Source organism: Nonomuraea sp. NPDC046570, from assembly GCF_040645915.1.
In the GTDB taxonomy this organism is placed as follows: domain Bacteria; phylum Actinomycetota; class Actinomycetes; order Streptosporangiales; family Streptosporangiaceae; genus Nonomuraea.
The window spans coordinates 258828-269752 of sequence record NZ_JBEYZF010000007.1; the positions used below are offsets into that span (position 1 = coordinate 258828).

The 10925-nt window shown below is 69.6% G+C and carries 9 protein-coding genes; 1 reads left to right on the forward strand and 8 read right to left on the reverse strand.

Annotation, left to right across the window (positions count from 1 at the left end; translation table 11 throughout):
- Window positions 1-16: 16 nt before the first annotated feature.
- From ABZ911_RS14790 to mfd, 8 genes are all read right to left on the reverse strand, one after another.
- The gene (locus ABZ911_RS14790; RefSeq protein WP_358055205.1) at window positions 17-1528 is read right to left on the reverse strand and encodes a hypothetical protein; all 1512 of its coding nucleotides are present in this window, start codon (window positions 1526-1528) and stop codon (window positions 17-19) included.
- 175 nt (window positions 1529-1703) lie between these two features.
- Complete coding sequence (locus ABZ911_RS14795) at window positions 1704-2651, reverse strand: Ppx/GppA phosphatase family protein (protein ID WP_358055207.1); 948 nt, start codon at window positions 2649-2651, stop codon at window positions 1704-1706.
- Window positions 2642-3130 carry a DUF501 domain-containing protein gene (locus tag ABZ911_RS14800; protein WP_358055209.1) on the reverse strand — a complete coding sequence of 163 codons (489 nt, stop codon included), beginning with the start codon at window positions 3128-3130 and terminating at the stop codon, window positions 2642-2644. Before ABZ911_RS14800 ends, ABZ911_RS14795 begins: the two co-directional genes overlap by 10 nt.
- Entirely contained in the window at window positions 3117-3545 is a 429-nt protein-coding gene (locus ABZ911_RS14805; protein WP_358055211.1) for a septum formation initiator family protein, read from the reverse strand. The genes ABZ911_RS14800 and ABZ911_RS14805 overlap by 14 nt, the downstream gene beginning before the upstream one ends.
- Window positions 3546-3606: 61 nt before the next feature.
- Window positions 3607-4884 (reverse strand): phosphopyruvate hydratase, encoded by a 1278-nt coding sequence (gene eno / locus ABZ911_RS14810; RefSeq protein WP_358055213.1) that lies wholly within the window; start codon window positions 4882-4884, stop codon window positions 3607-3609.
- 75 nt (window positions 4885-4959) lie between these two features.
- Window positions 4960-5895 carry a MazG family protein gene (locus tag ABZ911_RS14815; protein WP_358055214.1) on the reverse strand — a complete coding sequence of 312 codons (936 nt, stop codon included), beginning with the start codon at window positions 5893-5895 and terminating at the stop codon, window positions 4960-4962.
- A gap of 5 nt (window positions 5896-5900) precedes the next feature.
- A complete protein-coding gene (locus ABZ911_RS14820; RefSeq protein ID WP_358055216.1) occupies window positions 5901-6503 on the reverse strand; it encodes a SurA N-terminal domain-containing protein in 603 nt (200 codons plus the stop codon).
- Between the two features lie 27 nt (window positions 6504-6530).
- Entirely contained in the window at window positions 6531-10019 is a 3489-nt protein-coding gene (gene mfd / locus ABZ911_RS14825) for a transcription-repair coupling factor (protein WP_358055218.1), read from the reverse strand.
- A 149-nt stretch (window positions 10020-10168) separates the two neighbouring features.
- On the opposite strand from mfd, the gene ABZ911_RS14830 reads away from it, so the two are divergent.
- Window positions 10169-10882 carry a methyltransferase domain-containing protein gene (locus ABZ911_RS14830; protein ID WP_358055220.1) on the forward strand — a complete coding sequence of 238 codons (714 nt, stop codon included), beginning with the start codon at window positions 10169-10171 and terminating at the stop codon, window positions 10880-10882.
- The last annotated feature ends 43 nt before the right edge of the window (window positions 10883-10925 follow it).

Consider the following 10925-nt stretch of genomic DNA (forward strand, 5'->3'; position numbering starts at 1 on the left):
GGGGAGTCAGACCTGATCAGGCCTTGGCGTCCTCGGCGGGCGTGTCCTCGGTTGCGGGCTTGTCCTCAACCTTGGGGCAGTGGTCGCCGTAGGTGCGCAGGTCGCTGGAGGAAGCTCCGTTGGCCAGCGTCGCCTTGGCGTGGACACCATTGGTGCCCTTGGCCGGCAGGCTCCACGAGACCGTCTGGGTTCCCGCAGCGGCGAAGTCGACGGTGGCGTTGTGGCTGAAGCCACCCACCTCGCTCCAGAGCTGCACCACGACGCCCTTGGCGGCGCCGTCAGCGGTCACCGTGGCGGTGACCTTCATGGTCGCGCCGCTGCCGTTCTTGCAGGTGCTCTGGTCGGTTACGGCCTCGAGCGACACCTTGACCGACTTGGCGGGCGTCTCCTGCTTCTGGCACGCGGCGTAGGACTGCGACGCCGAGTCGTTGTTGTTCGGCCCGGTGACGTGGATCGAAACCGTGCCGCCCTTCGTGGCGTCGCCGCTCAGGGCCTGCTCGGGCAGCTCGACGAGCTTCCGGTCAGCGCCGCTGAAGTAGGTGTCGCCCTTGGCGACGGACTTGCCGTTGACCGACCAGACCCACTCGACGCGGCCACGGCCGGTCGCCGAGATGGTGGCGTTGGCGCCGACCGCACAGGTGTTGTGGTTGGTGCCGGTGGTCGGGGTCGAGACGGACACCCGGGTGGCCGGAGCCTCGGACTTGCACCACACCTTGTAGTAGGCGCGGTCGCCGGCCCAGTCGCCACGGGTGCCGACCTGGAGCTCGGCCCAGCCGCGGTGGCTCTCACGGGGAGAGAAGCCGAAGCCGACCTTGCGGGAGTTCCAGACCTTGATCCTGTCGCGCTCAACGACCTTGCCGTTGAGGACCCAGCGGTAGTAGACCCAGCGCGGGCTGCCGACCTTGATCACACCGTGGAAGTCGATCTTGTCACCAGGGGTGCAAGGACCGGCGTAGCTGTCAGGGTTCGCCCAGGCGTTGACACTGACCGACTTGTCGCCGGGACGACCGTAGTCGCCGTCCTTGTCGTGGTCCCTGCCACTGTCCTTGCCACAGTCGACCGAGAAGTAGCCCTTCTTGGAGGTCACCTTGCGCGGGCCGAGGACCTGGATGGCCTCCCACCCCTTGACCTCACCCTTGAAGGTGATCGACTGGCGGACGGTGAAGGACTTGGTGCCCTTGCCCGAGAGCTTGACCACCTTCACCTTGCTCTTGGACCCGTCGCCGTGGAGCCAGCGATAGGCGACCTCGGTCTTGCCCTTGAGCTTGACCTTGATCTTCGAGGAGAAGCTGATCTTTACCGGACAGGAGCCCGAGTAGTCACCGGGCGAGGCCTTCGGCGTCGTGAGCGACACCGAGGGCGAGAACCTGGGCTTGGGCTTCGCCGCGGTGGCCGTGGCGGCCTTCGCGGCGGTGGACGCGGTCGCCGCCTGGGACGGGGTGGCCATGAGACCCGTGACCATGGCGGCAAGCACGGCGGTGGAGGCGCCGAGCGCCGACCATCTCCGTACCAGTCCTGAGGACTTCATGTGAGAGTGCTCCATTCCGTGAGGGAAAAGACGCGCTCGGGAACGGTCGCCACGCCGGCACCATCTGTGCCGAACCGTATGGCAAAGCCCCCGTAAAGCTTCTTTACCTAATCACAGAACAGAATGCACTCTCAACACGCCCCTATGGGGCAAAATGTCCCAATTCGCGGAAATTTCATACCATCGACCAGGCGATTCCGTCGAGGATGTCGTGTTCACTCACCACGACCTGCGTAAACGTGTAACGCCTTACGATGCGGTCAAGAATCAACGCTCCAGCACCGATGACGTCAACGCGCCCCGGATGCATCACCGGCATCCGCTCCCGCTCACCATGGGTCATGGAAAGCAGCCGCCGCGTCACCTCGTGGACCTGCTCGGCGGAGATGACCGCGTGATGAATGCGCTCCGGATCGTAGGCGGGCAGATCCAGCGCGATCGCCGCCACCGTCGTCACCGACCCGGCCAGCCCGACCAGCGTGTGTGCCTCGCCCACCGGCACCGCCGCGCTCACCCGGTCGAGCGCCGCCTCGATGTCGGCCACCACCGCCTCCAGCGCCGGAACCGAAGGCGGGTCACCCGCGTCGCGCAGGTGGCGTTCGGTGAGCCGGACACAGCCGATGTCGACCGACAGCGCCCCGGTGACGTGCTCGGAGCCGAGCACGAACTCGGTGGAGCCGCCACCGATGTCGACGACCAGGAACGGCGGCAGCGGCCCCTCGGGCAGCATGGTCTCCGGCGAGAGCCGCAGCAGGCCCCTGGTCGCGCCGACGAAGGACAGCTCGGCCTCCTCCGCCCCCGTCACCACCTCGGGCTCGACGCCGAAGATCTCCCGGACGCCGTCGGCGAACTCCTGGCGGTTGGCCGCGTCACGGGTCGCGCTGGTGGCCACCACCCGCACCGCGCTCGCCCCGTGCCGGTCGATGAGGTCCCGGTAGCCGCGCATCGCGGCGAACGTGCGCTCCAGCGCCTCGGGCGCCAGCCTGCCCGTCCGGTCGACCCCCTCGCCCAGGCGCACGATCTCCATGCGCCGCTCCACCTCGGTCAACGTCTGACTGTCCGGCACGTCGGCGACCAGCAGGCGCACCGAGTTGGTGCCGCAGTCGATGGCCGCTACACGCATGGTCCCTCACTCCACCACTCGCCCAGCGCGTCGAGCGCCTGCCTGCCGAACGGGTTCGAGCCCGGCACCGCCAGCTCGTGCGCGACCAGCGCGTGCAGGCACTTCACCCGGTGCGGCATGCCTCCGGTGCTCTGCATGTCGCGCGGCAGCGGCGCCATGCCCTCCTCCTCGGCGGCCTTGTCCCGCCTGGCCACATAGTCCTCGTGGGCGGCCTGGTAGGCGGCGGCCAGCTCGGGGTCCTCGGCGAGCCGGTCCTGCATCTCCCGCATCAGCCCCGACCCTTCGAGCGTGCCCAGCGCCGAGTTCGCCCGGGGGCAGGTCAGGTAGTACAGCGTGGGGAAGGGCGTGCCGTCCTCCAGCCTCGGCGCGGTCTCCACCACGTCGGGCAGCCCGCACGGGCACCGGTGCGCCACGCCGCGCAGCCCCCTAGGCGGGCGGCCGAGCTGCCGCTCGACCGCGTCGATGTCAGCCCTGTCCATCGTTCTTCTTCTCCCCCGTGACGGCCTTCTGGCCCTTACCGGTGTCGGCGGCCTCGACGGACTCCCACAGCGTCTGGTACCACGGCGGCGCGGCGGGTGCCTGCTGCGGCTGCGCCTGCTGCCGCTTGGCCGCCTGCTCCTGGTCCATCACGATGTAGCACTTCTCCCCCACCTCGCAGTAGTGCAGCCTGCGCTTGAGCTCACGAGTGCGGTAGTCCGGATCCGCCAGTTGCCTGCGCCGGTCCTCCAGCTTGCGCTGGTTCTCCAGCTCGTGCTGCCTGGCGGCCTGCAACTGGGAGATCTGGCGGCGCTGCGAGATGTACTCGCGCACGGGATAGGCCAGGCTCATGGCGATCGCGCACACCACGACCGCGAGAATCGCGGCCCTGCCCGTCAGTTGCGGCCTCTTCGCCAAATGTCAGCCCTCCTGGTACGGCTTGCGCCGGAATATGGGGAGGCGCAAGCCGTACAAGAAGCTAGCGCTGGAAGCGCGGAAATGCCGTGCGACCCGCGTAGCGGGCGGCGTCGTCGAGCAGTTCCTCGATCCTGAGGAGCTGGTTGTACTTGGCCACGCGGTCCGAGCGGGCCGGGGCGCCGGTCTTGATCTGGCCGCAGTTGGTGGCCACGGCGAGGTCGGCGATCGTGGTGTCCTCGGTCTCGCCGGAGCGGTGGCTCATCATGCACCGGTAGCCGCTGCGGTGGGCCAGGTCGACCGCGTCGAGCGTCTCGGTCAGCGTGCCGATCTGGTTGACCTTCACCAGCAGCGCGTTGGCCGTGCCCTCGTCGATGCCGCGCTGCAGCCGCTCGGGGTTGGTGACGAACAGGTCGTCGCCGACGAGCTGGACCTTGTCGCCGAGCGCCTTGGTGATGGCGTTCCAGCCCGACCAGTCGCTCTCGTCCAGCGGGTCCTCGATGGAGACCAGCGGGTAGGAGGCGACCAGGTCCGCGTAGAAGGCGATGAGCTCCTGGGCGGACAGGCCCTTGCCGTCGATGGTGTAGACGCCGTCCTTGTGGAACTCGGAGGCGGCCACGTCGAGCGCCAGCGCGACGTCCTCGCCGGGCACGTACCCGGCCTTCTCGATGGCGACCAGGATCAGGTCGAGCGCGTCGCGGTTGGACGGCAGGTTGGGCGCGAAGCCGCCCTCGTCGCCCAGGCCGGTGGCGTAGCCCTTCTCCTTCAGCACGCCCTTGAGCGCGTGGTAGACCTCGGTGCCCATGCGCACGGCCTCGCGGAACGTCTCCGCCCCGATCGGCGCGATCATGAACTCCTGGATGTCCACGTTGGTGTCGGCGTGCGCGCCGCCGTTGAGGATGTTCATCATCGGCACCGGCAGCACGTGCGCGTTGGGGCCGCCCAGGTAGCGGAAGAGCGGCAGGTCGGCGCTGTCGGCGGCGGCCTTCGCCACGGCCAGCGAGACGCCGAGGATGGCGTTGGCGCCGAGCCTGGCCTTGTTGGCCGAGCCGTCCAGGTCGATCATGATCTGGTCGATGATGCGCTGCTCGTCGGCGTCGATGCCGAGAATCTCGTCGGCGATCTCGTCGGTGACGCCGAGGACGGCCTTCTCCACGCCCTTGCCGCCGTAGCGCTCGTCGCCGTCGCGCAGCTCCACGGCCTCGAACTGGCCGGTGGAGGCGCCGCTGGGGACCGCTGCGCGGCCGGTGCTGCTGTCGTCGAGAAGGACCTCGACCTCGACGGTCGGGTTGCCCCGGGAGTCGAGGATCTCGCGGGCGGAAACGGCCTCGATGGAAGCCACGTCAAGAGCTCCTAGAGTCGAAGGGCAGATGCTCCCCGAGCCTATCGACCCCTACTCCCTGGTACTGCTACCGGCTCACGAGTCGCGCGTTTCCCACGCCTCGACGCGGGCGCGGTAGGCGCGGGCGGCGGCGCGCAGTTCGGCCTCAGGGTCGAGACCGGCCGCCTGCGCGCGGCGTACCAGATCGAACAACTCCCTGGCCACGCCCTGGCCGACCGCGTGCGCCAGCCCCTCGGGCGCGCCCGAACTCTCGGCCCTGCGGACCAGTTGGGCGGCCAGCGACAGGGCGGGCTGCCCCATCGGCACGCCCTCGAACGGCGAGTCCTGCCCCTTGGCCGCCCGCTCGGCCGCCTTGATGGCGTCCCAGTTGGCGTTGACCTCCTCGGCGTTCTCCACCCGCACCGAGCCGAACACGTGCGGGTGCCGCCGCACCAGCTTCTCCACGATGCCCTCGGCCACGTCGTCGACGTCGAACCCCTCGGCCACCCGCGCGTGGAATACCACCTGGAGCAGCACGTCGCCGAGCTCCTCGCGGAGCGCCGCGTAGTCGCCCTGCTCGACCGTCTCCTGAACTTCGTAGGCCTCTTCCAGCAGGTACGGCACCAGCGTCTCGTGCGTCTGCTTGCGGTCCCACGGGCACTCGGTCCGCAGCCGCTCCATCACCGCGACCAGGTCGAGCACCCGGGCGCCCGGCAGGTCGTAGGAACCGGGCACGACCTCGATCACCGGCGGGTCCTCCAGCGCCATCGCCGCCATCCCGACGCCGCGCATGAACTCCTCGTCGTCGGCCCCGGCCAGCCAGACCACGGTGCCGCCGACCGCCTCACGGGCCAGCGCCCGATGGTCGGGCGTGACCACCGCCACCTCCACCCCGGCCTCGGCCAGGTACGGAAGCTGCGGGTGGTCCTCGGAGCCGGTCAGCACCCGCCCGGAGCGCAGCGCCTGCCAGGCGTGGTGGCTCAGCATGCCGGGGGCGACCCTGGGCGAGGTGGTGACGACGATGAGCGGCATCGGACCTACTGCTGCGGGGCCGCGGGCAGCGCGGGCGCCTTGCCGAAGCGGTTGTTGGCGACGAAGGTGCCCTGGTTGGCGTCGAAGGTGCCGTAGCGCGGGTTGTAGGTGACCTTGACGGTCGCCGCCTCGTCGAACAGCTTCTGCTGACCGGCCTGCTGGGCGGCCTGGTCGGTGCCGCCGCCGAACTGCTGCATCAGCTTGGTCACCGCGATCGAGGTGCGCAGCCAGTCCCGGACGAAGGCCGGGGGCACGCCCTGCTGCAGCATCTTCGGCTCCACCGTCGCCGCGCCGCCCTGGGCGTTGATGATCTGGTCGATCTCCCCTTCGGTCACCTTGGTGCCCGCCTTGTCGGCGATCTGGCTGAACTGCGAGATGTTGACCATCTGGAACAGGACGTACTGCACCGGCGGCATCGGCAGCTGATTCGCGGGGATCTTCGCCTTCTCCAGCGCGGCCTCGAACTCGTCCACGTTCTTGTTCAGCTCGCTCGCCGAGATGCGCTCACTACCGACGACGGCCGCGGCCCCCGCCTCCACAGGCGACGAACAGGCGGACAGGCCGACGGCCACCGCGAGCGCGGCCACAGCCACTCGAATCGACTTCACCTTGCATCCCTTCACGACAAACGTGGCTTACTTTACCCTCGCGGGCTCTAGGAACATGGCCTCGACCAGATCGCCGCACCATTTGAGCAGATCCAGGTCACGCAGCGGTTGCCCGCCCAGGGGTTTCGTCTTGGGCACCGGCACCAGCAGGGTCTCCGCCGCCTGCTTGTAGATCGCGTTGCGGTACAGGCGGTCGAGCCTGACCTGCTGCGACTCCTTGAGCCTGGCCGGGCCGAACTTGATGTTCTGGCCCTGCAGGGTGACGTCGGTGAGCCCGGCCTGGCGGGCCCTGAGCCGGAAGCGGGCCACCTCGAAGAGGTTCTCCACCTCGGTGGGCGGCCTGCCGTACCGGTCGGTGAGCTCCTCGCGCACCTCGCCGATGTGGAGGTCGGCGGAGATGGCCGCGATCCGCTTGTACGCCTCCAAGCGCAGCCGCTCGGAGGTGACGTAGTCGTGCGGGATGTGCGCGTTGATCGGCAGCTCCACCTTGACGTCCGCCTGCTCCTCGGCGACGGCCACCCCCGACAGCTTCGCCTTCTGCTCCTGTACGGCCTCGCCCATCAGCCGGACGTACAGGTCGAAGCCCACCCCGGCGATGAAGCCCGACTGCTCGGCGCCCAGGACGTTGCCCGCGCCGCGGATCTCCAGGTCCTTCATCGCCACGTACATGCCGGCGCCCATCTCGGTGTGCTGGGCGATCGTCGCCAGCCGCTCGTGCGCGGTCTCGGTGAGCGGCTTCTCCGGCGGATACAGGAAGTAGGCGTAGCCGCGCTCGCGCCCCCGGCCCACCCGGCCGCGAAGCTGGTGCAGCTGCGACAGGCCGTAGTTGTCGGCCCGGTCCACGATCAGCGTGTTCGCGTTGGGCACGTCCAGGCCCGACTCGACGATGGTCGTGCACACCAGCAGGTCGAAGTCGCGCTCCCAGAAGCCCACCATGATCTTTTCGAGCTGGTGCTCGTTCATCTGGCCGTGCGCGACCGCGATGCGCGCCTCGGGGATGAGCTCGCGCAGCCGCGCGGCGACCCGGTTGATCGAGGCCACCCGGTTGTGCACGAAGAAGATCTGCCCGTCCCGCATCAGCTCGCGCCTGATCGCCGCGGTGAGCTGCTTCTCGTCATACGGCCCGACGAAGGTGAGGATCGGGTGCCGCTCCTCTGGCGGGGTGAGGATGGTGGACATCTCGCGGATGCCGGTCAGGCCCATCTCCAGCGTGCGCGGGATCGGCGTGGCGGACATCGCCAGCACGTCGACCTGGGTGCGCAGGTGCTTCATGGCCTCCTTGTGCTCGACGCCGAACCGCTGCTCCTCGTCCACGATGATCAGGCCCAGGTCCTTGAACCTGACCTCGGGGCTGAGCAGCCGGTGCGTGCCGATGACCACGTCGACGCCGCCCCCGCGCAGCTCCTCCAGCGTGGACTTGACCTCGCCGTCGGTCTGGAAGCGGGAGACCGGCTTGACGTTGATCGGGAAGCTGGAGAAGCGCTCGGCGAACGTCGACAGGTGCTGCTGCACCAGTAGCGTCGTCGGCACCAGGACCGCGACCTGCTTGCCGTCCTGGACCGCCTTGAACGCGGCCCGCACGGCGATCTCGGTCTTGCCGTAGCCGACGTCGCCGCAGATCAGCCGGTCCATCGGCACCGCGCGCTCCATGTCGCGCTTGACCTCGTCGATGGCCTCAAGCTGGTCGCCGGTCTCGACGTAGGGGAAGGCGTCCTCCATCTCGCGCTGCCAGGGCGAGTCGGCGGCGAAGGCGTGTCCGGGGGAGGCCATCCGGGCGGAGTACAGGCGGATCAGCTCACCGGCGATCTCCTTGACCGCCTTCTTCGCCCGGGTCTTGGCCTTGGCCCAGTCGGCGCCGCCCATCCGGTTGAGCGTGGGGGCCTCGCCGCCGACGTAGCGGGTGACCTCGTCGAGCTGGTCGGTGGGGACGTAGAGGCGGTCGCCCTTGGCGTACTCGATCACCAGGTACTCGCGGGTGGCGCCCTGCACGGTGCGCTGGACCATCTCGACGTAGCGGCCCACGCCGTGCTGCTCGTGTACGACGTGGTCGCCGACCCTGAGCTGCAGCGGGTCGACCATGTTGCGCCGGCGGCTGGGCAGCTTGCGCATGTCCTTGGTCGAGGCCTTCTGGCCGACCAGGTCGAGGTGGGTGAGCACGGCGAGGTCGGGCGCGATGAAGCCGTGCTCGATCAGGCCGGTGGTGACCTGCACGACCCTGGGCTCGGGGCGGCGGTTCAGCGCGGCCTCCAGCCTGGCGGGCACGTCGACGCCCTTGAGCAGCTCGACCATGCGCTCGGCGGGGCCGTGGCCCTCGCTGAGCAGGACGACGGCCTTGCCCTCGCCGAGCCAGCCCTTGATGTCGGCCAGCGCCTTCTGCGTGTCGCCGCGGTAGGCCTCGCTGTCGGCGGCGTCGAGCTCGACGCCGGTGCCGAACGGCGCCATCGTCCACCACGGCTGGCCCAGCGCGTCGGCGTGGTCGCGGATCTCCTCCAGCGACCGGAACGCCGCCGCGTCCAGGTCGATCGGCGCCTCGCCGCCCGCGGCCGCGTTGATCCAGGAGGCCTCCAGGAACTCCTGCGAGGTACGCACCAGCTCCTCGGCCCTGCCCCTGATCCGCTCGGGGTCGCAGACGAACACCGCCGACCCGGCGGGCAGGTGGTCGACCAGCAGGTCCATCTCGCCGGCCAGCACGGGCGCGAACGCCTCCATGCCCTCGACCGGTATGCCTTCGGCGAGCTGCTCAAGGACCTCGGCCAGCGCCGGGTGCTCGACCGCCAGTTCGGCGGCGCGCTCGCGCACCTCGGGCGTCAGCAGCAGTTCGCGGCAGGGCGCGGCGAACAGGCCGCTCTCGGCCACTTCGAGCGAGCGCTGGTCGGCGACCTTGAACCAGCGGATCTCCTCGACCGTGTCGCCCCAGAACTCCAGCCGCAGCGGGTGCTCCTCGGTCGGCGGGAACACGTCCAGCAGGCCGCCGCGGACGGCCACCTCGCCGCGCTTCTCCACCATGTCGACCCGGGCGTAGCCGTTGTCGATCAGCCGGTCGACGACGTCCTGGAGTTCGGCGTCGTCGCCGGCGCGCAGCCGGATCGGGCGCCGGTCGCCGAGCCCCTTGACGATCGGCTGCAGCAGCGCGCGCACCGGGGCGACGATCACACTGAGCGGGCCGGCCGCCTCGTCGCCCTCGACCGGGTGCGCCAGGCGGCGCAGGACGGCCAACCGCTGTCCCACGGTGTCGCCGCGCGGGGAGAGCCGCTCGTGCGGCAGCGTCTCCCAGGCGGGGAAGACCGCGACGGAGGCGGGCTCGATGAGGCTGGTCAGCGCCGACGCCAGGTCCTCGGCCTCGCGGCCGGTCGCGGTCACGGCCAGTACGGCGCGCGGCCCGTGCGCCGACAGCGCGGCCACGCCGAACGGCCGCAGCGCCTGCGGCGCGATCAGCGACACGTCGCCGCCCTGACGCAGGGCGGTGTTCAGTTTCGGATCGGCGGCAACGAGGTCAAGCAGTCCGGAAAGACTCATCAGATACGCCCACAGCCCCACGACGGCAACACGATTACCCCCGGCCGAGTCTGGTCGCGGGGGTGTCGCCACCAGACTACTGGCCTCCTTCACTGTGCCGATCCCGGAAATCACTCACGAATGGCAGTTGATTGACTACTGTGAGCGACATGTCTGAGGTGCGGTCAGTCGCCCTGAGTGGCGATCTTTTTGGTCAGCGGATCCGCGAGCAGTGGACCGAGCAGCTCGGCCGGCGGCTGGATGTGCTGCACGCCGGGTGTGCCTACCAGGTGCCCGGCCTGGAGCGCGTCGAGACCAGGAACACGGGTGTCGACGAGGATCTGGCGCCGATCAGGGCCCGGCTGGAGACGCGCGCCGACCTGGACGCGTGGATGCTCGGCGACCTGCGTTCGGTGCCGCTCCCGCCCAGGTCGTTCGACGTGATCCACATCGCCTTCCTGCTGGAGCGGATCCAGCACACCGAGCTGGTCCTCGACCGCATGCTCAACGCCCTGCGTCCCGGCGGCCTGATGCTGGTGCGCATGCGCGACCGCGAGTCGGCCTACGGCGTGTGCGCCCGGATCACGCCTTCGTGGCTGCGCCGCCTGCTGTGGCCGCGCCTGGTCGCCGAGGGCGCGGTGGGCCCGCTGCCCGCGGTCTACGAGCCGATCACCTCACGCGACGGCATGCAGGCCTACTGCCTGATGCGCGGGCTTATGATCACCGATGACGAGAGCGCGACCAGCGGCCCGGCCAGAGGCAGGATCGGCGGCGCGGCCGTGACCCTGGTGGACCGGCTGACCCGCGGGCGTTTCCCGTCCGGCCACGACGAGGTGACGATGGTCATCAGAAAACCGCAGAACCATTTCGCCCGGCTGATCTGACCGGGTACGGTATATCCGACTAAGTCGATCGGAAATATGGAGC

Excerpts from the sequence above, each read along its gene's own strand:
- ABZ911_RS14790 (WP_358055205.1), bottom strand. The coding sequence starts at position 1,528 with ATGAAGTCCTCAGGACTGGTACGGAGATGGTCGGCGCTCGGCGCCTCC.
- ABZ911_RS14795 (WP_358055207.1), bottom strand. The coding sequence starts at position 2,651 with ATGCGTGTAGCGGCCATCGACTGCGGCACCAACTCGGTGCGCCTGCTG.
- ABZ911_RS14800 (WP_358055209.1), bottom strand. The coding sequence starts at position 3,130 with ATGGACAGGGCTGACATCGACGCGGTCGAGCGGCAGCTCGGCCGCCCG.
- ABZ911_RS14815 (WP_358055214.1), bottom strand. The coding sequence starts at position 5,895 with ATGCCGCTCATCGTCGTCACCACCTCGCCCAGGGTCGCCCCCGGCATG.
- mfd (WP_358055218.1), bottom strand. The coding sequence starts at position 10,019 with ATGAGTCTTTCCGGACTGCTTGACCTCGTTGCCGCCGATCCGAAACTG.
- ABZ911_RS14830 (WP_358055220.1), top strand. The coding sequence starts at position 10,169 with ATGTCTGAGGTGCGGTCAGTCGCCCTGAGTGGCGATCTTTTTGGTCAG.